The sequence below is a fragment of the Massilia sp. FBCC-B171 genome (assembly GCF_059134155.1).
Genome location: NZ_CP101443.1, coordinates 2,284,159 through 2,305,628, shown reverse-complemented (window position 1 = coordinate 2,305,628; position 21,470 = coordinate 2,284,159). Strand labels below are relative to the sequence as shown.

Here is a 21,470-nt window from a genome sequence, read left to right as displayed (position 1 = left end):
TGGATTATTTTCAATGTGTAGGAACCCATCCTACACGGGCTCAGGTGGTCATCCGATACCGGTTCAACTGTACCGCTCGCATGATTGCAGCACCGAAAACAACTGCTGAAAGAACGCAGTCATTCGACGAGCAGGCATATTTCTCACACATTGAAAGGAAATAATCATGGCCTCGAATCAGAGAAAAGGTAAGCAGGGCGGCACCCCCAAGCAGCACGCGGAAGCCGGCCGCCAGAGCCACAAGAACGATGCGAACAAGCAGTCCGGGTCAAGCTCCGGTTCGCGCTCCGGTTCCAGCGCAGGCTCGCGCAGCGGCGCCCAGGAAGAGAATCTCGAACTGGGCCGCCAAGGCAACAAGCAGTCCGGTGCGGGATCGCGTTCGGGCGCAGGTGCGGGCGTGCGCGGCGGTACGCCTGAGCAGCACGCCGCGGCTGGCCGTCAAAGCCACAAGAACGACGCAAAGAAGTAATCGACCTTATTCCGCCATTTACCATGGCGGATAAATGAAAGAGCCTGGCGAAGGAATGCGTTGCAGGCTCTTTTATTATGCGGCGCAGATATTGTCGGGGATTCAGGCCGAATTACTCAGCCATATAATGCTGTTCCTGCCGGGTGATCGAAAGGCCCGGTAAAGTTTTAGCGAATGCGAACATTCTTTGCATGTAATGCATAATCTGCAAATAATATTTGCACGCCTTTTTATCGTAAAAATGCGGCCTTCAGATATTGCGCAGGTGAGCGCCCTTGGGCGGCGCGAAATCGACGACGTCGTTGATCATGCCGGCCGTCTTGGCATCGCGAGAATTGAGGTGCAGGTCGGAATACTGGTGGATCGCCCACTGCTCGGGGCTGAGCTCGACGTGCTTGCGCAGGATCGACTCGGTGCGCGCGTCGTCCGCCCGCAAGCCTTCGACGATGATGTTGAGCGCGTCGGGGCGCGAGCCCGGCGAGGCCGTCGCGTGCGACTTGTGCACCATGAAGCGCGCCGTTTCGCTGGCGTAGCGGCGCTTGCCCGACAGGTACATGATGACCGCGATCGAGGCCACCGCCCCGCCGTTGTACATCACGAATTCGATCGGCGACTTCGACAGGAAGTTGTACAGGCACAGCCCGTCGCTGACATAGCCGCCGTTCGACTGCACCAGCACATGGGCCGTTTCGATGCCGTCCTCGGTCATGTGGCCGACCGCCTCGAACACCCGGTGCACCATGTCGCTGTTGACGTCGCCCGACAAGGTGAACCAGGCTTCCTTGCTCATTTTCGCTTTATCGTCGCTCATAGATTCGTTTTACCCCGTTATTTTGCCCCGCAAAGTGTGGACGCCAGTTTAACAAATCGAGGAAAAAGCCTGCGCGCATGCACGCCAACGGTGCGCGGGCTGCCTGCAGAGCAGAAGAAGGCCGCCGCAAGCCCTGCGAGATTGACAGGCAGGCATGGGTGACATATTCTTCGCAGTCTTGATCGGGAGAGACCAGCTGCTGCTGGCGCCGAAGGGGCATCACCCATAAACTCTCAGGCAAAAGGACCGGTCAGGGGTCGGCGCGCGACGCGTGCTTCGATCAACTCTGGAGAGCGGCCACGGTTATAAAACGCGGGGCCCACCGAAGGGGCAGGCGATGTTGACATCGCTATCTCTCAGGTACCAAGGACAGAGGGGCGCGCAGCACACGTTCGGTTAGGTCCGGCGTGGCGGCTCCCTATTATTCTGCCCTGAGGATTCCCATGACGCTCAAAGCGACCCCGCTCAATTCCGCACACCGCGCCGCTGGCGCCAAGATGGTCGATTTCGGCGGCTGGGACATGCCCGTCAATTACGGCTCGCAGATCGAAGAGCACAACGCCGTGCGTACGGACGCGGGCATGTTCGACGTCTCGCACATGTGCGTGGTCGACATCGAAGGCGCCAATGCCCGCCCTTTCCTGCGCGGCCTGCTGGCCAATAACGTCGACAAGCTGCAGGTGGCGGGCAAGGCGCTCTACTCGTGCATGCTCAATCCCGAAGGCACGGTCATCGACGACCTGATCGTCTACTTCTTCCGCGAAGACTGGTTCCGCCTGGTCGTCAACGCCGGCACCGCCGAAAAAGACGTGGCCTGGATGCGCCAGCAGAACGACGCCACGAACAGCGGCTTGACCATCACCGAGCGCCGCGACGCTCAAGGTGATAAAAAGCGTGCGATTGCCCTGGTCGCCGTGCAGGGCCCGAACGCACGCGCCAAGGTCTGGGAAGTGCTGCCGACCGCGCAAGCCGCTTCGCAGGACATGAAACCCTTCAACGTCGTGATCGTCCCGGACACCGCCTTCGGTGAAGCGATGGTCGCGCGCACCGGCTACACCGGCGAAGACGGCTTCGAAATCGGCGTGCCGGCGACCCAGGTCGAGGCGCTCTGGAATGCGCTCGTTGCCGCAGGCGTCAAGCCGGCCGGCCTCGGCGCGCGCGACACGCTGCGCCTGGAAGCGGGCATGAACCTCTACGGCATGGACATGGACGAGTCGGTGAACCCGCTCGACGCCGGTCTCGCCTGGACCATCGACCTGGTCTCCGAGCGCGACTTCATCGGCAAGGCCGCGCTGCAGGCCAAGGGCCAGAACGCCCAGTTCATGGGCCTGATCCTGCGCGAAAAAGGCGGCATCCTGCGCGCCCACCAACGCGTCGTGGCCGCCTCGGGCGAAGCGGGCGAAATCACCAGCGGCACCTTCAGCCCCTCGATGCAGCAGGCGATCGCCCTGGCGCGCCTGCCGATGGACGTCGCGATCGGCGACACCGTGCACGTCGAGATCCGCGACAAGAAGCTGGCCGCCACCGTCGTCAAGCTGCCGTTTGTCCGCAACGGCAAAGTCCTGGCCGTCTAATATAATATCGACCTATCTAAACCTGGAGCCTGCACATGAATATTCCAACCGACCTGAAATACACCGAGTCCCACGAGTGGGTCCGCCGCGAAGCAGACGGTAGCCTGACCGTCGGCATCACCGACTTCGCGCAGGATGCACTCGGCGACATCGTGTTCGTCGAACTGCCGCAGGTCGGCAAGGCTTTCACGGCCGGTCAGGACGCCGCCGTGGTCGAATCGGTCAAGGCCGCCAGCGACATCTACGCTCCGGTCGCCGGCACCGTGCTTGAGGTGAACCAGGCAACCGCCGACGCGCCAGACTCGATCAATACCGATGCCTTCGCTGCCTGGCTGTTCAAGCTCAAGCCAGCCGACGCCGGCGCGTACGACGGCCTGATGGACGCCGACGCCTACGGCAAGTCGACCGGCAACTGATTTTGACGACAAGCTTGCGGGGCGCTGCGCGCCGCAAGCTTGGTTTGTCACCGTCCTTCCCCATCTTCCTTCTTTAGTCCGGCCGGTCCCGCCCGTCCCGTCACCTCTTTTTGGCCACCACCATGACCCGCACCAGCCTCACCCAACTTGAAGAGCGCGATTCCTTCATCCCGCGCCACATCGGCCCATCGACCGCGGAAGAAGCGGCGATGCTGTCGACCCTCGGCTACGCAACGCGCGCCGCGCTGATCGACGCCGTCGTTCCCGCCAACATCCGCCGCAAGGACAAGCTCGACCTGGGCCAGTTCTTCGAGCCGCTGCCGGAACAGGCCGCGCTGGCCAAATTGAAAGCCATCGCCTCGAAAAACAAGGTGATGAAGTCGGTCATCGGCCAGGGCTATTACGGCACCCACACGCCGGCTGTCATCCTGCGCAACATCTTCGAGAACCCGGCCTGGTACACCGCCTACACCCCGTACCAGCCGGAGATCTCGCAGGGCCGCCTGGAAGCGATCCTGAACTTCCAGCAGATGATCACCGACATGACCGGCATGGGCATCGCCAACTCGTCGATGCTCGACGAAGGCACCGCCGCCGCCGAAGCGATGACGCTGATCCAGCGCGTCGGCAAGTCGGCCTCGAAGGTCTTCTACGTGGCCGACGACGTGCTGCCGCAGACCCTGGAAGTGGTCAAGACGCGCGCCGAACCGATCGGCGTCGAAGTGCGCGTGATCGCCGCCGCCGACGTCGAGTCGCTGGACGAAACCTGCTTCGGCGTGCTGCTGCAATACCCGGGCGTGAACGGCGAAGTGCGCGACTACCGTGTCGCCTGCGAAAAGCTGCACGCGGCCGGCGCCATGATCGTGGTCGCGGCCGACCTGCTGGCCCTCACCATGCTCACGCCGCCGGGCGAATGGGGCGCGGACGTGGTCGTCGGTAACAGCCAGCGCTTCGGCGTGCCGCTCGGTTTCGGCGGCCCGCACGCCGGCTACCTGGCCACCCGCGACGAATTCAAGCGCTCGATGGCGGGCCGCCTGGTCGGCGTCACGGTCGACGCCCAGGGCCAGTCGGCCCTGCGCCTGGCGCTGCAGACGCGCGAGCAGCACATCCGCCGCGAAAAGGCGACCTCGAACATCTGTACCGCCCAGGTGCTGCTGGCCGTCATGGCCGGCATGTACGCGGTCTACCACGGCCCGGACGGCCTCACCCGCATCGCCAATCGCGTGCACCGCATGACCGGCATCCTGGCCACTGGCCTGAAGCAGATGGGTTATGCGCTGGCGAACGACAGCTTCTTCGATACGCTGACGGTCAAGACCGACCGCGCCGGCGAGCTGCACGCCGCCGCCAACGAGGCCGGTGTGAACCTGCGCCGCGTCGACGACGGCCACGTCGGCCTGTCGCTGGACGAAACCACGACCCGTGAAGACCTGGAGCTGCTGTTCTCGATCTTCGCGAATGGCGCGGCCGTCCCAAGCGTCGAGGAACTGGACAAGGATGCGGCTGACGCTTTTCCGTCGACCTTGGCCCGCACCAGCGCCTTCCTGACGCACCCGACCTTCCACCGCTACCACGCCGAGCACGAAATGCTGCGCTACCTGCGCGGCCTGGCCGACAAGGACCTGGCGCTCGACCGCACCATGATTCCGCTCGGTTCCTGCACGATGAAGCTGAACGCGACCTCGGAAATGATCCCGGTCACCTGGCCCGAGTTCTCCAGCATCCACCCGTTCGCTCCGGATGACCAGACCGTCGGCTACCGCCAGATGATCTGCCAACTCGAAGAAATGCTGTGCGCCGTCACCGGCTATGCCGCCATTTCGCTGCAGCCGAACGCCGGCTCACAGGGAGAATACGCGGGCCTGCTGGTCATCCAGAAATACCACCAGTCGCGCGGCGAAGGCCACCGCAACATCTGCCTGATCCCGTCCTCGGCCCACGGCACCAACCCGGCATCGGCCAACATGGTCGGCATGCAGGTGGTCGTCACCGCCTGCGACGAGAACGGCAACGTCGACCTGGCCGACCTGAAGAAAAAGGCCGAGCAGCACAGCGCCAACCTGGCCTGCGTGATGGTCACCTACCCGTCGACCCACGGCGTGTTCGAAGAAGGCATCCAGGAACTGTGCGAGATCGTCCACGCGCACGGCGGCCAGGTCTATATCGACGGCGCCAACATGAACGCGCTGGTCGGCGTGGCAGCGCCGGGCGCCTTCGGCGGGGATGTGAGCCACCTGAACCTGCACAAGACCTTCTGCATCCCGCACGGCGGCGGCGGTCCCGGCGTCGGCCCGATCGGCGTCGGCGCCCACCTGGCGCCCTTCCTGCCGAACCAGCGTTCGACCGGCTATGTGCGCAGCGAAGACGGCATTGGCGCGGTCAGCGCGGCGCCTTACGGCTCGGCCTCGATCCTGCCGATCTCGTGGATGTACATCGCGATGATGGGCGCCGAAGGCCTGACCGCCGCGACCGAGATGGCGATCCTGAACGCCAACTACATCGCGCGCCGCCTGGCCCCGCACTACCCGGTGCTCTACACCGGCCACGACGGCCTGGTCGCGCACGAGTGCATCATCGACCTGCGTCCGCTGCAGGACAAGACCGGTATCAGCAACGAAGACGTCGCCAAGCGTCTGATGGACTTCGGTTTCCACGCCCCGACCATGAGCTTCCCGGTGCCGGGCACGCTGATGATCGAGCCGACCGAGTCGGAATCGAAGATCGAGATCGACCGCTTCATCGAGGCGATGATCACGATCCACGCCGAGATCGTCAAGGTCGAGCGCGGCGAGTACGACAAGATGGACAATCCTTTGAAGGGCGCGCCGCACACGGCGGAAGTGGTGACTGCCGACGACTGGCAGCACACCTATTCGCGCGAAGTGGCTGCCTTCCCGGTGGCTTCGCTGCGCAAGAAGAAGTACTGGCCGCCGGTGGGCCGTGCGGACAACGTGTATGGCGACCGCAATCTGTTCTGCGGTTGCGCACCGATCAGCGATTACGAGTAATCGTCATCGCGTGAAGTGAAGGGCGGCGTGGGGAGTGATCCCTGCGCCGCTTTTTTTTGCGCGCTTTGCGGCGACCAATCGACAACTCAATCCCTGCGCGACGCCAACCTTAAATGCGGCCTGGGGACCTTGCGCCGCTCCACCTTCGGCGCCGTGCTGGCATCGCGCCGCCCATCCTTGAGCACCTCGCGCATGTCGGGTTCGGCCACGCTCGACTGGCGCGGCGGCGGTTCCGGCGGCAGCACGGCTTCGTCCAGCCGGAAGGTCGCCACCGCCTTCGACAAGGTCAAGGCCTGCATCTGCAGGGTGCGCGCCGCTTCGGCCGCCTCTTCCACCAGCGAGGAATTGCGCTGCGTGACCTGGTCCATCTGCACGATGGCGTCGCTCACTTCCGACAACCCGCTGGCCTGCTCGGCGTTGGCTGAACTGATCTGGTTGATGATGTCGCCCACCTGCTGCACCGACACCGCGATGGTCGCCATGCTGCTGCCGGCCTGCGCGGCAAAGGCGGTGCCGCCCTCGATCTCGGCCACCGACCGCTCGATCAGCTCGCGGATCTCGCGCGCCGCGTTCCCGGTGCGCAGGGCCAGCGAACGCACTTCCCCCGCCACCAGCGCGAACTCGCGCCCGCGCTCCCCCACGCGGGCCGCTTCCAGGGCCGCGTTCAGGGCCAGGGTGCCGGTTTCGACGGCGATCGCATCGATCTGCTGGGTGATCTCGCCGACCCGGCAGGCGCTGCCCTTCACGGTCGCCATCGTCGTCACCAGGCGCTCGGTCACGCTGCCGCCATGCTGGGCGACGTTCGACGCCGATTCGGCCAGGCGGTTGGCCGCCTGCGCGCTGTCGGCGGTGAGGTTGACGGTGGCGGCCAGCTCCTGCATCGAGGAGGCCGTGTGCTCGAGCGAATTGGCGCGAAACACGGCGCGCGTGGTGAGGTTCAGGTTGCCGAGGGCCAGGTCGCGCGAGGCCGAGCCGATTGAGCGTGCCGATTCGAGGATGGTGCGCAGCGTCGCGTTCAGGTTGCGGATGCTGGCGTTCAGGGCGCGCGAGGTTTCCGCGATCTCGTCGTTGCCATACACGCGGTCCTTGACCGTCAGGTCGCCGCTGGCCAGGTCGACGGCGGCCGCGCCGATGCTGCGGATCTCGCTCAGCAGCGCGCCGCGAACGGCCACAGTGATGCGCAGCGAGACGCCGATCGCCAGCACGATCACGAAGGGCATCAGCCAGGTCATGGCGCGGAACTCCTCGGCGGCGCTGTTCGACGCCTCCTGCGACAGCGATTGTTCCAGCTGGGCCAGCGCGTTGAGCCGCTGGGCCACGTCGGCAAAGGCGCCTTCGGCCTTGCTCATCGCATTCGCACTGATCGACTGGTCGTCGCGCGCCAGTTCGATCACGTCGACCACGGCGCGGATATAGCGCGCGTAGGCGGAAGCGGCGCCGTCGACGAAGCGGCGCTCGTCGCCCTGCGGGGGCGTCATGCGCGAGAGCTGCTGCAGGCCGGAGCTGGTCAGCGCATGCTGGCGGTGGATGTCGCGGATCAGGGGCTCGATCCGGCTTTTCGGGAAGCTGCCGCCGATCCAGGTCTGCAGCTGGTAGATTTCGGCATGCCCGCGCTGGGCCGTGAATACCACGTCGCTGGCGGCGCGCATGTGGGCGGCGCGGCGCCCGACGATGTCTTCCAGCAGGGCGTTCTGGCGCACCATCGCATACCAGGCGCCGGAGGACAGCAGGACCAGCAGCACCAGCACGACGCCGGGCGCGAGCAGCAGTTTGGGACCGATCTTCAGGCGCGACAGCATTTCAGCGCTCCTCGAACAGGAAAGGAAAGGCGGCAGGAAGAACCGCCGCGGCTTGACAACGCTGGTGCTTGTGCATGGGGGCCTCGCAAGTCGAGAGTGCGCGATATTTCTCTAACGCATTGACCAATCTAAGGCATCGCCATGGGCACCCCTTTGCGCGGCATCAACACCTTCCCGCAGGTGGACAATTGCAGACAGGTCGGTGACACTAGCGCCATGAAGATTGCCGTCCACCTGGCCCGGCACCGGCGCCTGGCGGCGTGGGTCGGGCTTTCCCTGCTGTTGCACCTGTTCGCGCTTGTCCTGATCGATGGCCTGTGGGCGCCCGCGCCGGCGGTCATTGGCACGCCGGTAGCGCTGCGTCTTGTACGCGCGCGGCCGGATGGAGTCGCACCGGCGGCCTTGCCACCCCCTGCCCCGGCGCCTGTGCAGGCAGCGGCCGAGGCGCCGGCGCTGCCGCCGTCCACACCCATCGCACCCGCATCGAACGCCGCGGCGGACACCCCCGCCGCGCCGCCTCCCGCCGCCACGTCCGGCATCGCACCGCTGCAAATGCCGGGCCGCTACCGCGTGCGCCTGCCGCCTTCGGCCACCCTCACCTATGCGGTGACGCGCAACGCGCCCGGGCAGCCGGCCAGCGCCGGCGAAGCGGCGCAACTGGTGTGGGCAGAGACCGACGGCGCCTACCGCCTGCGCATCGAAGGCGTGCTTGGGCTGCTGGAGAGCGAAGGCGGCGGCGACGACGCCGGCATCGCACCAAGCCAGGCCAGCGAAGCCGGCGCCGCCGGCGGCACGCAAATGACCCGTTTCAACCGCGAAGCGCGCCGCATCGAGCACGGGCCCCTCGCCGCCAGCGAGCCGCTGCGCCTGGGCAGCCAGGACCGCGCCTCGGTGCTGATGCAGCTGGCCGGCATCGGGCTGGCGGAGCCGGACCAGGTGCAGGAGACGATCGACATCGTGGTAGCGGGCAGCAGCGGCGCGCGCATCGTGCGCTGGCAGGTGGTGGGCAATGAAGAATTGAGCACGCCGGCCGGCGTGCTGGCCACCGTGCGCCTGGCGCAGCTGGCGCCGGCAGGCGAGGCCCGCGTGGAGTTGTGGCTTGCGCCCGAACGCCACTGGCTGCCGGTGCAGTTGCGCGTGACGCAGCCCGACGGGACGGTGGCGAACCAGATCGTCACCAGCATCGAGAGCGCGGCACAGCCGTGATCGCGACGAAAAAAAGGCCGGCTTGATCGCCGGCCTGCTTGTCGCCACAGCGGGAATTACCCCAGCTTCGCCGCGTGCTCGCGCGTCGCGTGGAAGGTCAGCTTCGGCCAGCGTTCCTGCGTCAGGCGCAGGTTCACGCCGGACGTGGCCAGGTAGGCCAGGTTGCCGGCCGCGTCATAGGCCACGTTGTGGCCGAGCTGCGTCTCGAAGTCCGACAGCGACTTCTTGTCGTCGGACGACACCCAGCGCGCGCTGCTGATGCTCGATCCTTCGAAGACAGCGTCCACGCCGTATTCATTGAGCAGGCGGCTCGCAACCACTTCGAACTGCAGCACGCCGACCGCGCCCAGGATCAGGTCCGAGCCCAGCACCGGCTTGAAGACCTGGACCGCGCCCTCCTCGCCCAGCTGCTGCAAGCCTTTATGGAGCTGCTTCATCTTCAGCGGATTCCTGATGCGCACTGTGCGGAACAGGTCAGGCGCGAAGTACGGGATGCCGGTGAAGGTCAGCATCTCGCCTTCAGAGAAGCTGTCGCCGATCTGCATGTTGCCGTGGTTCGGCAGGCCGATGATGTCGCCCGCATACGCCTCTTCGACCTGCTCGCGCGAAGAGGCCATGAAGGTCACCACCGACGACAGCTTCACTTCGCGTCCCAGCCGCAGGTGCTTGACCTTCATGCCCTTTTCGAAACGCCCCGAGCACACGCGCAGGAAAGCGATGCGGTCGCGGTGGGCCGGGTCCATGTTGGCCTGGATCTTGAAGACGAAACCCGAGAACTTCGGCTCGGCGGGTTCCACCGAACGCACCGTGGCGTCGCGCTCGCGCGGCCCCGGGGCCCAGTCGACCAGCGCCGAGAGGATTTCGCGCACGCCGAAGTTGTTGATCGCCGAACCGAAGAAGACCGGGGTCTGGATGCCGGCCAGGAAGCGTTCGAGGTCGAACGGATGCGAGGCGCCGTGGACCAGTTCCACTTCCATTTTCAGCTGCTCGATCTCGAGCGGGAACATCTCGGCCAGCTTCGGGTTGTCGATGCCTTTCAGGATCTCGAAGGCGCCGTCGGCCTTCTCTTCACCGGCCTTGAACAGCATGATCTCGTCGTTCAGCAGGTGATACACGCCGCGGAAATTCTTGCCCATGCCGATCGGCCATGTCACCGGCGCGCATTCGATCTTCAGGACCGACTCGAGTTCGTCCAACAATTCCAGCGGATCGCGCGTTTCGCGGTCGAGCTTGTTCATGAAGGTGACGATCGGCGTGTTGCGCATGCGGCAGACTTCGAGCAGCTTGATGGTCTGCGTCTCCACGCCCTTGGCCGCGTCGATCACCATCAGCGCCGAGTCGACGGCGGTCAGCACGCGGTAGGTGTCTTCCGAGAAGTCCTGGTGGCCCGGAGTGTCGAGCAGGTTGATGACGTGGTCGCGGAATTCGAACTGCATCACCGAGGAGGCGACCGAAATGCCGCGCTGCTTCTCGATGTCCATCCAGTCGGAGGTCGCGTGGCGGCCGCTCTTGCGGCCCTTGACGGTACCGGCGAGCTGGATCGCGCCCGAGAACAGCAGCAGCTTCTCGGTCAGCGTGGTTTTACCCGCATCGGGGTGGGAAATGATGCCGAAGGTGCGGCGGCGCGCCACTTCGCGCGCGACGGCGGCCGGCCGCGCACCAACTGCGGTCTCGGGCGCATCGGTGCCAGGAAGCTCGCTAGCGAGGATGTCAGGATCGTTGGACATAGTCGAGGCCTTAGCCCGGATAAAGAAAACCCTCGATTTTACCGATTCCGGGGCCGATCGTGTGAATAGAATGCAGAAGGGGCCGGCGCTTTCGGCGCCGGCCCCTCCGTGTTTCCATCCTGGCAGCTTGCCTGCCCCGCTTATTCGCGCACGCGGCGCCAGCCGCCGCGCTGGGCCGCGGCCGAAATGGCCCCGTGCACCGCGCCGTCGCCCATGCTGCCGTCGGCATTCGTCGTGATCTGGCGCGCATTGCCTTTTGGCAGAGTGATAATGATCGAACCGACGGCCGCCGCCGAATTCGACAGCGTATGGCCCGCGATCATGACCGAGGTGCCGCTGCCCGTGCCGCCGCCGCCGCTGCCATCCGTGCCGCCCGCGCCGTCGACCGTGATCGAGGTCAGCGGCGCTCCGGTGCAGATATTGATCTGGTAGACATTGCTGGTGCCGCCCACCTTGCAGCTCGACGAGGAGCTTGGCGTATTCGTCACGATGTTCAGGGCGCCGTAGATGATCTGCGGGTCGAGGTTGACGCGTTCGCCTGCGTTCTGGTTGAAGTCCATGTACCAGCCCTGCTGGGTCGCCAGGTCGATCTTGACGCCGTTGATCGTGTAGGCGGTGGTCGTGCCCGGGACCTTCGCCAGGCTCTGCCTGGCCATGGTGGAGGTGCCGCGCCATGCGGCCGCACTGATCGGCAGGCCCGTATCCTTGAGCACATAGGTGCTCTGGACGTCGATATTGCCGATATCGGCCGTATCGAGCAGGCGTCCGGTGCCGAAGGCGACCACCCGCTGCAGCGTGCGGCTCTCGGTGCCGTCGGCGCTGGTGCCGTCGACCTGGCACATTGTCACGTCGGGACGGGTGGTGACCGGCTGTTTCACGCCGGCGTCGCCCATCTTGACCAGCGTCGTGGCGCCCGGCTTGGTGAAGTCGAAACGCCACATCTGGCCCAGGTTGTCTCCGCCGTACACATGGGTCACCAGCGGATCAGTATGCGGGTTTTCCGAGACCGCCGTGAAGCGCGCGAAGCCCGACGGCGTGGTGGTGTCGCCCGAGCCGGTCGTGATTTTCGAGAGTACCCTGCCGCTGGCGATGTCGACGACATACAGATAGCCCTTGCCGTTGCCGCCGGCGACGCCGTCGGTGCCCGGAATGTTGTTATAGCCCGAGCTCAGGAAGGCAACCCAGCGCTCGACCTGGTCGCTGCCCTTCCAGGTGCCGATCTGGGCGCTGCCGAAGGACAGGCCAAGGTCGGCGTCGAAATTGTCGCCACTGCACACGGCCGGGTCGGCGCACAATTCCCACAGCGCGGTCGGCTCGTCCGGATTGGTGACGTCGAGCGCATAGAAGCCGCGCCCGCCCGCATTCAGGCCGGCCACCAGCACCGAGCGCCATGTGCCGCCGATCTTCACGTCCGCCACTTCGGGCGAGCCGTCGACGGTGAACTGGTGGCTGGTCGAATAGGTGGTGCTGGCCTGGACGGCCAGCTTCTTCATGGTGATGCGCGGCGCGTAAGCCCAGAGCTCTTCGCCGGTCTGGGCGTTGAACGCGTGCAGCATGCCGTCGTTGGCGCCGACGAACACGGTCGGCTTGCGGTCCTGGTTATCCTGCTGGTAGGTGAAATAGTCCTCGTAGGGATAGGCCTTGCGCGGGTCGCGCAGGTAGGCCGGCTTGGAGGACGCGATATCGCCCAGCACGATCGGCAGCGGCGCCGCCAGGCCCGCCGGGGTGGTGGCCGTCTTCGAGTAGGCGCGCAGCACGACATCGTTGGCATGCTGCTGCTGGCCGCGCAGCCAGTCGACGATGGTCTTGCCCTTGTTGACGGTCGCGCGGTCGGCGACCGAGAGCGTCGGGCATTGCGCCAGCAGGCTGCACTTGTCCTTGAACCAGGCCTGCTCGGCGGTGGTCATTTCGAGGAAGTCGAAGTTCTTCAACCCGCCAGTTTCCACGTCCAGCATCAGGATGCGGCGCTGGTCCGTGTCGGCAGCCACCTTGCGCCCGACGATCTCCGACGAGTTCCAGGTTGCCTTCGGTTCGATCGCACCGGTAAAGATATTGATCTTCTTGCCCTGCAGTTCGCCGAACCAGCGCACCGTGGTGAAGGTGGCGGCGAAGATGTCGTTGTCGGCCTGCGAAACGTTCGGGGTCGAGGTGGCGGCCGCGGCGGCGGCGCCGATCCGGATTTCGATGTTCGACAGGGCCGCGCGCAGGCCCTCGATCACCTGCAGCGGATCGGAGGCACTGAAGTACTTGCCGTGGCCATTGATGGCCGCGTGCCAGAGGTCGTCGACCCGCGACTGGTAGGTGACGCCGGCTGTATTGTCTTCGGTGCTCGGATTCGGCCAGACATAGGTGCCGCCGTTGTTCCATGGGCAGCCGGTGGCGCCGGTGAGCAGCTTGTGGAAGTCGCTGCCGGTCTTCGGGGCCGTGTCGTACTTCGGATCGTAGGTCATGAGGCCGTCCACGCCCAGGCCGAGCGTGTAGGTGTTCATGTGCAGGCGCGTGTTTTCGCCCGCGGCCGCGGCCACCAGGCCGTCGACGTCGGTCCAGTTCTCTAAGTCGTAGCGCAGCGATTTGCCCGCTTCGTTGGAGCCGCCGTTGTACCAGTACAGGGCGACGTCGGCCAGCGAATTGCCGGTCTGGCTGCGCGGGTCGACGCAGCCCTTGGCACGCGAGCAGAAGCGCGCCGAGCTCTCGACGTTGTCGTTGCTGACCACGTCCGCGGCAGCTGCGCCGTTCCAGTAGCCGTCGGTGGTGACGAAGGTGAAGTTCTGCTGGCACGGGTACTGGATCACCTCGTTGCCGGTCGAGTAGTTGTACGGCGCGCGGTTCGCGTACATCTTGCCGATCGAATGCAGGGCCGTGCGGATCGGCGTCGAGCCGCTGGGCGACATGCCGTACAGCGCGCTGTACCAGGCGGTGCGCGAGGAACCCGCGAAAGGCTTGGGCGCTTTCATCGTGCCTTCGGCAGCGGCCACCGACAGCGACACGATGCCGACGTTGTAGTTGTCGTTGATCGGCTGGAAGGCCTGGCCGACGGCGGTCTTCATCATCTGGTTGCGCGTCTTGTAGTAGGCGTACCAGTTGGCGAAATTGGTCATCTCTTCGTCATAGGTGCAGCTCGTTCCCGCGCAGTCCGTGCGCGCCGCCACTTTCGGGTAGCTGGTGCGGGTCGCGACGATGTCGGTGCGCACGAATACCGAGGCGCCCAGCGGCGTCACGGCGCTCGGCACGCCGTCGGACACGCCGACGGTGCTGGAAAAGCTCAGGTAAGTCGTCTTGCTCGCGGTGTTGTTCGAGAGCGCGCCGAGGGCGATGTTGTCGCCGTCGGCGTCGAGCGAATCGGTGACCAGGCAGACGACGTTGCTGGCCGCGGCTTCGCACATCGGCGTCACGTTGTTGCCGCCGACATAGGCGCGCACTGCGCCGCCGGTGCCGATCTTGGTCTTGATGGCCAGCGCCACCGCGCTGGAATTCACGCCTTTCGACAAGGTGAGGGTGCCGGAAAACAGCTGGACGCCGCCGAAGGTAATCCCGTTCAGGACCTGGTTCTTGCTGGCGTTCGTGGTGCCGGTCACGGTCAGGAGCGCAGTCACCGAGGCGCCGGAATTGACGATCAGGTCGCGCCCGGCGCGGCTGCCGTCCGACACCAGGGTGCAGGGACCGACCGCCTTGCTGCTCGTGCCCGCCGGGCAGCTGATCGGCACGACGGCGACCATGGCGGTGCTGTCGAGGGTGATGCCGAAGCTCGAACAGGCCGGCACGCCCGACACGGTCGGCGTGCGCACGCAGGCCGTGTACTGGGCCGCGAGACCGGTTTTGGCGATGATCGAGGCAGCCAGCGCATTGGCTACCGCGGCTTGCTTGGTGGCGCTGTTGGTGCCGCCCGAGGCGGTAACGGCCGTGTTGGTGAGGGTGAAGGTGCCGGTCGGCTCGACCACCGAGACGCTGTCGATGCGCATCGCATTGGCATAGCTCGAGGCGCCGATGGTGATGGTGCCGTACCAGTCGGGGTTGCGCGCCGGGTCGGAATAGCGCGGGTATTTAAAGGCGCCGACGTACTTGGCCTGGCAATTGGTGAGAGCCCGGCTGTCGCACCAGCGCACGCGCGCAGGTTCCGGATAGCCGGCCGGCGCCGGCGCGTTGACAGCGGTGACGCGGCAATTGGTCAGGGTGGCGTCGGTGCAGTATTCGGCGACGTTGATCGTGTAGTAGTAAGGATTGGCAAGGAAGGACTGGGCCGTCGTGCGCACGTCGTTCGGGTAGGCGTAGCCGTTGCTGTTGGCGCTGCAGTTGCCGCTGCCGTCGCACCAGCGCAGGTCGGGGAAGCCCGTCACCAGGTTGGTCTTGCTGACATCGGCGCCAAGCAGGTCGGTGTTGTCGACGTTGAAGGCATCGGTCGTGACCGAGGTCCAGGCGGTGGTATAAGCGCGCGTCATCGATTCGAAGGGCACGCCGGTGCTGGTGACCGGCGGCAGGTAGCGCACCTTCGGGTTGTAGTACTGCTTGTTGAAGTCCGGGCTGGCGAAGGGCGGATCGCCGATGCGGCAGCCGCGCGTGCCGCCGGCCATGGTCGCGCGCGAGCGGCAGGTGCTGGTGTCGTCGACGTAGTCGGGGGTGAAGGTGCTCGTCATCGAGCCCGAGTTATCGTACAGGAGCATCAGGTTCGGCTTGACCGTGCCGGTACCGGTGATGTTCAGCAGCGGCAGCTGGGAGATCGCGGTCGGGCCGGCCTGGACGGCCGGAGCCAGCAGCGCCAGCAGGAGCGGGACGAATGCGAGAAGGCGATACGAGAGAAGACGATTCATGCGTGTTTCCATTTCATTGGCCCGGGGGCCTCGATTCGGTGGGCGGCGTCAGCCGCCGATCAGCACCACCAACTGGTTGACGACATTGCCGCCGCGCGCGCCGTCCATGCGTGCGGTGATCAGGTAGTGCACGCGCGGCACCTCTGCGTAGCGTGGCGTCGAGATCGCATTGCTGGCCCCGACCGCCAGCGGCGCACCGCTGGCCAGCGGGTTGTCGCTGGTCTGGATGCAGTTGTTGTCCTTGTCGTTGTACGGCAGCGGCAGGTCGCACATGCGGTGGATGGCGAATTCGACGCGCTGGTTGCCCACGTTGACAATGCGCGAGCGGGTCCAGAAGGCGGGCGTGCGCACACCCTGGGTGGTGTCGTAGGTGGCGCTGTAGCCGGAGTCCGCGGCGTCCGTGTCGAGCCGGTCCTTGTTGCCGACCGATGTAGTCTCGAGCCAGCGGTAGGCTTCGTGCAGGCCGAAGTCGACGGCCCGGCTCTGGGCCGAATCGTAGGCCAGGTTCGAGGCCGTGAGCGTCGTCGTGTTGCTCGACTTGAGCAGGTAGATGCTCGAGATGAGCATCACCAGGAGGATGACCAGCATGACCGGCAAGGCGATGCCGGACTGGGTGTGCAGGGATCGTTTCATCATGGTTTCCAGCCCGCGTTGCGCAGCGCGACGATGGTTTCGAACACGCGGTAGCGGTAGCAGCGCCAGTCGGCGCTGTCGTTCGCCACGGCCACGTCCACGCTCATGGGGACGGGCGTCACCCCTTCCGGTTCGTCGGTGGCGAACACGGTCGGCAAGCTGGTGGTGGCGCTGCAGGCGCCGGCCGCGTTCGGGCGCTCGCGCGTCTTGCTGCGCGCGACAACGGCAATACGCAGTGCGGCCAGGTGTTCGTAGTCGCCCGGGCTGCCGGTCACGCCGTTTGCGTCGGCATCGATCATCGTGGTCGACCAGCGCCCCACCTGCATGCTTTTGCGTTTCTTGAAAGTGTCGCCGTTGCGCAGGTCGAAGCCGTATTGGGCCTTGATCGAGACGATGTTGTCGGCCACCGTGGCGGGCGTCGCGCTCGATCCCTCCATGTCGGTCGAGCGCAGGCGCAGGAAGCCGTTGTTGACCGACCAGGTGTGCAGCGACAGCGTAGCGGCCGGTCCCAGGTTGAAGATGCGCGCCCGGCTGCCCTTGAACGAGGGGCCGAGCGCGCCGGTGTTGTAGCGGAAATTGGCGCCGCCGCCCACCATCACCCAGGGATTGCCGTTCGGCGGGGCCGAGATCTGGGCCAGCGCGCAGTCGCCGATGCGGTCCTCGGGCGCGACCACGACCACGTCGCCGACGGCGAAGCCGTACGGCAGGCGGTCGGTGTCCAGGCGCGTGCCGCCGCCGTAGTCGGTCGCCAGGCGCATGGTGCCGGTGCCGGTGACGGAACTGCCGGAGTACAGGCTGATGACGTCGGGCGCGGTGCCGTTCGATACGATGATGGCCGGCGCCAGCGGGCGAATGACGGCGCCGCCGCGCGGCGCCTGTGCCAGCATGAAACCGGCATTGTCGGTAAAGCGCGTATTGCAGCCGATGATGATCGGGTCGTTCAGGCCGAAGCCGGCCTGGCTGGCGTCGTTACTGACCGAGAACATCGCCAGCATCCCGTTCTGCATCGCGTCCGAGCCGCCGAGCGCCGATTGCTTGCTCTGCTCGGAGCCCGTGATCAGGCGCGTCGCGAATACCAGCGCCAGCAGGCCGATGGCCACGCTCACGAGCAGCTCGACCACCGAGAAGCCCTGCGCGCTTGAGGAAATGGGTCGCATGCCGGCTCCTAGATGTAGGCGTTGACGGTGTGCGTGTTGGCCTGGGCGCCCGCCTTGCGCTGCCAGCTGATCGAGACCGTCACGACGGCGGGAAAGGACAGGCTGGCCGGGGCGATCCTGATGACGACCTGCGCGCCGGGAATGCTTTTTTTGGTGGCGCTGTGCCAGGGCGCCAGGCGCGCGCCGGGCGTGCCGCCGGCCGCCAGCTTGTAGTCGTCGAGCTTCTGGGCGTCGGTGCTCATCATGCCGATCAGGCGTTCGGCGGCAATCGTCGCCTCGGCGCGCATGCCGGCATCAAGCAGGGCCGAATGGGCGCGCGCCTGCAGGCCGATCGTGCCGAGCAAGCCGATGGCCAGCAGGACCGCGGCGAGCAGCGCCTCGAGCAGGGCGACGCCGTCCTGGCGGCGCTTCGGGATCATGTTCATGGCGGGCACCTGTAGGGGTCGTTGGCGGCAACGAGCGGCTTGCAGCGGATGGCGTTCCCGGCCAGCGTCAGCACGATCGCGGTCTCGGGGGCGGCGCCGGTCTTCTTGCCGGCCGGTTTCATGTCGATGCGCTCGAGGCGCGGGCCGATCGCGGGATCGACCCAGCCGAGCGGCGTGAAATAGACGGCGCGCGCATTGTCTTCACCGGTCGACTGGGCCAGTTCGGCCGCCGGCGGCAGCGCGTCGGCGCGCCGCAGCAGCGACTTGAAACCGTTCACGCCTTTCGGGTCATCGGTTGCCGCGGCGGTCGTGGTCGACCAGTTCTCGCTGATCTCGTTGCAGGGATTGTTCGAGCGCGGGAAGCAGATGTCGATGCGCCAGTCGAACTGGCCATTCGTCGGATTTGCGCTCAGCACCAGGCGGCTGGTGCCGTTCTGGGTCAGCGCCTGGTTGCGCGCCATGGCGAAGCCCTCGGCATAGAACTGGCCTGCGGCGGCCACCTTGCCGGCATAGATCCAGTTGCTCATGCTCGGCATGCCGATCGAGACCACGACGCCCATGATGGCCAGGGCGACCAGGGCTTCGAGCAAGGTGAAGCCGCGCATTGCCGCCGGGCGCACGCGCTGCCTCATTGGCTGCCTCATTGGCTGCCTCATTGGCTGCACTTCCCGCCCTTGTCGCGCACCCAGCAGCTGGCGCTCGCGGTCCAGCCGGACGGCACGCCGGTCGTGGCGCGCTGGCCGTTATGGTCGATCGTGAAGACAAAGCCGAGGGTCGCGTTCTTGCCGGTGGCCGTGATCGAGTAGGCGCTCTCGCTGGCATTGGCGACGGCGAAGGTGAAGTTCTCGGTATTGGCCGGCAAGGCCGTGAAGCCGGCGTAGCTGTTGGTGTTCGCCCAGTGCTGCTCGGCCGCGGGCTGCACGCCGGCCAGGCCCGAATAGGCATCCGTCAGGCGCGTGCGCAGCACATAGCTGCCGTAATTCGGGATGGCGATCGCCGACAGGATGCCGACGATGGCGATCGTGATCATGAGTTCGATGAGCGTGAAGCCAGCCTGAGGTTTCATGTCGGTTCCCGAGGGTAAAGAGGCCGCTGCAAGGCCAGCGCACCGGAAATAAAAGTTGCCTTGGGAGAATAGTAACGCAGCAAGCTTGCATTTCCCTGAGGAAATGCTGACAGGAAGCTGACAGTAGAAACTAGGGGAAGGCGACGGTGAAGACGGCGCCGCCCTCTTTCGCGTCCGATAGCGTCAGCTCGGCGCCGTGCAGGTTGGCGATGTCGCGCACGATCGCCAGGCCCAGGCCGCTGCCATGGGTGCCTTCGTCGAGGCGCACGAAGCGCTCGAAGACCTGGCCGCGCAGGTGCGCGGGAATGCCGGGACCGTTGTCCTCGACCCGCAGCATGGCGCCGCCGCTAGAGAGCGCGGCGCAGCCGACAGTCACGCGCCCGCCGCGCGGCGTATAGCGCAGCGCGTTGTCGACCAGGTTGTCGACCAGGTCGCGCAGCAGGAAACGGTCGCCCTGCACGCTCGCCCGGTCAAGTTCGAAACCGAGGTCGATGTCGCGCCTGGCCGCCTGCTCGACGAAATGCTGGACGCTCTCGGCCACCAGCGCCGACAGGTCGAGAGGCGCCAGGCGCGCACGCGCAAAGCGGTTCGGTTCGGCGCGTTCGAGCGAGAGCAGCTGGTTGGTCTGGCGGATCATGCGCTCGTTCGCCTGCAGCATCAGTTCGACCGAGTGCCGCGTCTCGGGCTCCTGCGCGTGGCGCGCGGCCAGCCACTCGAGCTGCAGGCGCAGCCCGGCCAGGGGCGTGCGCAGCTGGTGCGCGACGTTGGCGCGAAATTCGTCCTGCGCGCGCGCGCCCAGTTCGATGCGGCCCAATAAGGCATTGAAGGCGTCGACCACGGGCACCAGTTCGCGCGGCATGCCGGTGTCCAGGATCGGCGCCAGGTCGCTGCTGCCGCGGGCGTCGAGCCGGGCGCGCAGGCGGGCCAGCGGCGCCAGGCCGTTCCCGACCGAAAACCAGACCAGGCCCACCAACGCCAGGCTGAACAGCACTTCGAGCAGCACCAGCGAGCGCACGATCGCCGCCTGCACGCCTTGCCGCGCACGCGTGGTGCGCGCCAGGCTGACGTGCTGCCCGTTCGAGCCCGGCACCTCGGCCACGGCCACCCGCACCGGCTCGCCGTTCAGGCGCGCATCCAGCATGCGGGTACGCCGGGCGCCGGGCAGCTCAGGCGAACCGGCCAGCAGCCTGCCTTGCGCATCGTGCAGGGCGGCCCAGCTCGATTCGCCCGAGAGTCTGTCGGCGCCAGTCGACGCCAGCGCGGGCGCGCCGCCGACACGGACACGGGCGGCCAGGGTGGCGGCGTCCAGGCGCAATCCTTCGTCGAATGCCAGCTGGGCCGGGGTCCAGGCCAGCAGATAGGTCAGCGCGGCGGCGCCCAGGTTGACGACCAGGATCGGGCCGACCAGCCATTTCAGGAGCCTGACCCGGATGCTGCTCATTCGCTGGCGGCCGCTTCCAGCAGGTAGCCGAACCCGCGGATCGTACGCAGCGCGAGGCCGGCGCCATCGAGTTTCAGGCGCAGGCGCGAGACATAGACTTCGACGGCATTCAGGGTCAAGTCCTCGCCCCAGGGCGCGATGGTGTCGATGATCTGCTGCTTCGAGACTACCCGCCCCGCCTGCTGCAGCAGGTATTCGAGCACCGCCCATTCGCGCGCCGACAGCTCGAGCGCGCGGTCGTTGACGCGCGCGCGCCGGGCGCCGGAATCGAAGACCAGGTTGCCGAGCGTGAGGATGCCGGTCTTCGGGGCGTTGCGCCGGGCCAGCGCGCGGATGCGGGCCACCAGTTCAGGCGTGGCGAAGGGTTTTACCAGGTAGTCGTCGGCGCCCAGTTCGAGGCCGCGCACGCGGTCTTCGATGGCGTCGCGCGCGGTCAACAGCAGCACGGGGGTGGTATCGCCGCGCGCACGCAGGCGGCGCACGACTTCGAAGCCGTCGATGCCGGGCAGGCCGATATCGAGGACAGCCACTTGCGGAGGATTGCGCTGTAATTGGGCGTCGGCCTGGAGGCCATCGGTCGCCAGTTCGACCTGCATGCCGTGTCCCTGCAGGGTGCGGGTCAGGCCATCGGCCAGGACGGCGTCGTCTTCGACGAGGAGGACGTGCATGAGTTATCGAAGTAAATGAGGAGGTAAATGGTTGCGAGCGCACCCATTATGAAGCAATTGTTTGCTCTACCAAAAGAAAAGCCCTGATTTGCGGCATCTTTCCCAGTAGGACTGGACTGACACGACACCATGCATAGTGCCTACACAGGAGCAACCCCTAATCTTATGTTCGCCAACAGACGGAAGCCGTATCGTACACACATCGCGATTGAGATCTTGTCAACATAGTGAACAAGCTCTCCGGAAGTCGCACTTCATGCAGTAC

Annotated in this window: 16 protein-coding genes, 1 pseudogene and 2 riboswitches; of the genes and pseudogenes, 5 read left to right on the top strand and 12 right to left on the bottom strand. The window is 66.1% G+C overall.

The window, feature by feature from the left end:
• Positions 1 to 166 precede the first annotated feature (166 nt).
• On the top strand, positions 167 to 469 hold the full coding sequence (locus NMB41_RS10525) for a hypothetical protein (RefSeq protein ID WP_494382395.1): 303 nt from the start codon (positions 167 to 169) through the stop codon (positions 467 to 469).
• A 250-nt stretch (positions 470 to 719) separates the two neighbouring features.
• On the opposite strand, the gene NMB41_RS10520 is transcribed toward NMB41_RS10525, so the two are convergent.
• Positions 720 to 1,280 (bottom strand): ATP-dependent Clp protease proteolytic subunit, encoded by a 561-nt coding sequence (locus NMB41_RS10520; RefSeq protein WP_494382394.1) that lies wholly within the window; start codon positions 1,278 to 1,280, stop codon positions 720 to 722.
• Between the two features lie 173 nt (positions 1,281 to 1,453).
• Positions 1,454 to 1,539, top strand: a riboswitch (glycine riboswitch).
• A 17-nt stretch (positions 1,540 to 1,556) separates the two neighbouring features.
• A riboswitch (glycine riboswitch) is annotated at positions 1,557 to 1,663 on the top strand.
• 60 nt (positions 1,664 to 1,723) lie between these two features.
• Between NMB41_RS10520 and gcvT the strand changes: the two genes are divergently transcribed.
• From gcvT to gcvP, 3 genes are all read left to right on the top strand, one after another.
• Entirely contained in the window at positions 1,724 to 2,854 is a 1,131-nt protein-coding gene (gene gcvT, locus NMB41_RS10515) for a glycine cleavage system aminomethyltransferase GcvT (protein WP_494382393.1), read from the top strand.
• Positions 2,855 to 2,889: 35 nt separating this feature from the next.
• Positions 2,890 to 3,270, top strand: coding sequence for a glycine cleavage system protein GcvH (gene gcvH, locus NMB41_RS10510; protein WP_494382392.1), 381 nt, complete (start codon positions 2,890 to 2,892; stop codon positions 3,268 to 3,270).
• Between the two features lie 122 nt (positions 3,271 to 3,392).
• Entirely contained in the window at positions 3,393 to 6,278 is a 2,886-nt protein-coding gene (gcvP, locus tag NMB41_RS10505) for an aminomethyl-transferring glycine dehydrogenase (protein ID WP_494382391.1), read from the top strand.
• An 86-nt stretch (positions 6,279 to 6,364) separates the two neighbouring features.
• Here gcvP and NMB41_RS10500 read toward each other — a convergent pair whose 3' ends face one another.
• Complete coding sequence (locus NMB41_RS10500; protein WP_494382820.1) at positions 6,365 to 7,159, bottom strand: methyl-accepting chemotaxis protein; 795 nt, start codon at positions 7,157 to 7,159, stop codon at positions 6,365 to 6,367.
• A gap of 192 nt (positions 7,160 to 7,351) precedes the next feature.
• Positions 7,352 to 7,498, bottom strand: a pseudogene (locus tag NMB41_RS10495) (hypothetical protein); the annotation flags it as partial.
• Between the two features lie 720 nt (positions 7,499 to 8,218).
• Between NMB41_RS10495 and NMB41_RS10490 the strand changes: the two are divergent.
• Positions 8,219 to 9,283 carry a DUF3108 domain-containing protein gene (locus NMB41_RS10490; protein WP_494382390.1) on the top strand — a complete coding sequence of 355 codons (1,065 nt, stop codon included), beginning with the start codon at positions 8,219 to 8,221 and terminating at the stop codon, positions 9,281 to 9,283.
• 56 nt (positions 9,284 to 9,339) lie between these two features.
• Here the strand turns inward: NMB41_RS10490 and NMB41_RS10485 are convergent, their stop codons facing one another.
• The 9 genes from NMB41_RS10485 to NMB41_RS10445 all read right to left on the bottom strand — a co-directional run bounded on the left by NMB41_RS10485 (position 9,340) and on the right by NMB41_RS10445 (position 21,205).
• On the bottom strand, positions 9,340 to 11,010 hold the full coding sequence (locus NMB41_RS10485) for a peptide chain release factor 3 (RefSeq protein WP_494382389.1): 1,671 nt from the start codon (positions 11,008 to 11,010) through the stop codon (positions 9,340 to 9,342).
• Between the two features lie 140 nt (positions 11,011 to 11,150).
• Positions 11,151 to 15,815: a pilus assembly protein gene (locus NMB41_RS10480; protein WP_494382388.1), complete on the bottom strand. Its 4,665-nt coding sequence runs from the start codon at positions 15,813 to 15,815 to the stop codon at positions 11,151 to 11,153.
• Between the two features lie 48 nt (positions 15,816 to 15,863).
• Complete coding sequence (locus tag NMB41_RS10475; protein ID WP_494382387.1) at positions 15,864 to 16,448, bottom strand: pilus assembly PilX family protein; 585 nt, start codon at positions 16,446 to 16,448, stop codon at positions 15,864 to 15,866.
• Entirely contained in the window at positions 16,448 to 17,605 is a 1,158-nt protein-coding gene (locus NMB41_RS10470; RefSeq protein WP_494382386.1) for a PilW family protein, read from the bottom strand. The genes NMB41_RS10475 and NMB41_RS10470 overlap by 1 nt, the downstream gene beginning before the upstream one ends.
• A gap of 8 nt (positions 17,606 to 17,613) precedes the next feature.
• Positions 17,614 to 18,030 (bottom strand): hypothetical protein, encoded by a 417-nt coding sequence (locus NMB41_RS10465; RefSeq protein WP_494382385.1) that lies wholly within the window; start codon positions 18,028 to 18,030, stop codon positions 17,614 to 17,616.
• A complete protein-coding gene (locus tag NMB41_RS10460) occupies positions 18,027 to 18,674 on the bottom strand; it encodes a pilus assembly FimT family protein (RefSeq protein WP_494382384.1) in 648 nt (215 codons plus the stop codon). Before NMB41_RS10460 ends, NMB41_RS10465 begins: the two co-directional genes overlap by 4 nt.
• Before the next feature lie 8 nt (positions 18,675 to 18,682).
• On the bottom strand, positions 18,683 to 19,096 hold the full coding sequence (locus NMB41_RS10455) for a type IV pilin protein (protein WP_494382383.1): 414 nt from the start codon (positions 19,094 to 19,096) through the stop codon (positions 18,683 to 18,685).
• Between the two features lie 130 nt (positions 19,097 to 19,226).
• Positions 19,227 to 20,537, bottom strand: coding sequence for a sensor histidine kinase (locus NMB41_RS10450; protein WP_494382382.1), 1,311 nt, complete (start codon positions 20,535 to 20,537; stop codon positions 19,227 to 19,229).
• Entirely contained in the window at positions 20,534 to 21,205 is a 672-nt protein-coding gene (locus tag NMB41_RS10445) for a response regulator transcription factor (RefSeq protein WP_494382381.1), read from the bottom strand. Before NMB41_RS10445 ends, NMB41_RS10450 begins: the two co-directional genes overlap by 4 nt.
• Between the last annotated feature and the right edge of the window lie 265 nt (positions 21,206 to 21,470).

Excerpts from the sequence above, each read along its gene's own strand:
- NMB41_RS10525 (WP_494382395.1), top strand. The coding sequence starts at position 167 with ATGGCCTCGAATCAGAGAAAAGGTAAGCAGGGCGGCACCCCCAAGCAG.
- NMB41_RS10520 (WP_494382394.1), bottom strand. The coding sequence starts at position 1,280 with ATGAGCGACGATAAAGCGAAAATGAGCAAGGAAGCCTGGTTCACCTTG.
- gcvT (WP_494382393.1), top strand. The coding sequence starts at position 1,724 with ATGACGCTCAAAGCGACCCCGCTCAATTCCGCACACCGCGCCGCTGGC.
- gcvH (WP_494382392.1), top strand. The coding sequence starts at position 2,890 with ATGAATATTCCAACCGACCTGAAATACACCGAGTCCCACGAGTGGGTC.
- gcvP (WP_494382391.1), top strand. The coding sequence starts at position 3,393 with ATGACCCGCACCAGCCTCACCCAACTTGAAGAGCGCGATTCCTTCATC.
- NMB41_RS10500 (WP_494382820.1), bottom strand. The coding sequence starts at position 7,159 with ATGCAGGAGCTGGCCGCCACCGTCAACCTCACCGCCGACAGCGCGCAG.
- NMB41_RS10490 (WP_494382390.1), top strand. The coding sequence starts at position 8,219 with ATGGGCACCCCTTTGCGCGGCATCAACACCTTCCCGCAGGTGGACAAT.
- NMB41_RS10485 (WP_494382389.1), bottom strand. The coding sequence starts at position 11,010 with ATGTCCAACGATCCTGACATCCTCGCTAGCGAGCTTCCTGGCACCGAT.
- NMB41_RS10480 (WP_494382388.1), bottom strand. The coding sequence starts at position 15,815 with ATGAATCGTCTTCTCTCGTATCGCCTTCTCGCATTCGTCCCGCTCCTG.
- NMB41_RS10475 (WP_494382387.1), bottom strand. The coding sequence starts at position 16,448 with ATGAAACGATCCCTGCACACCCAGTCCGGCATCGCCTTGCCGGTCATG.
- NMB41_RS10470 (WP_494382386.1), bottom strand. The coding sequence starts at position 17,605 with ATGCGACCCATTTCCTCAAGCGCGCAGGGCTTCTCGGTGGTCGAGCTG.
- NMB41_RS10465 (WP_494382385.1), bottom strand. The coding sequence starts at position 18,030 with ATGAACATGATCCCGAAGCGCCGCCAGGACGGCGTCGCCCTGCTCGAG.
- NMB41_RS10460 (WP_494382384.1), bottom strand. The coding sequence starts at position 18,674 with ATGAGGCAGCCAATGAGGCAGCGCGTGCGCCCGGCGGCAATGCGCGGC.
- NMB41_RS10455 (WP_494382383.1), bottom strand. The coding sequence starts at position 19,096 with ATGAAACCTCAGGCTGGCTTCACGCTCATCGAACTCATGATCACGATC.
- NMB41_RS10450 (WP_494382382.1), bottom strand. The coding sequence starts at position 20,537 with ATGAGCAGCATCCGGGTCAGGCTCCTGAAATGGCTGGTCGGCCCGATC.
- NMB41_RS10445 (WP_494382381.1), bottom strand. The coding sequence starts at position 21,205 with ATGCACGTCCTCCTCGTCGAAGACGACGCCGTCCTGGCCGATGGCCTG.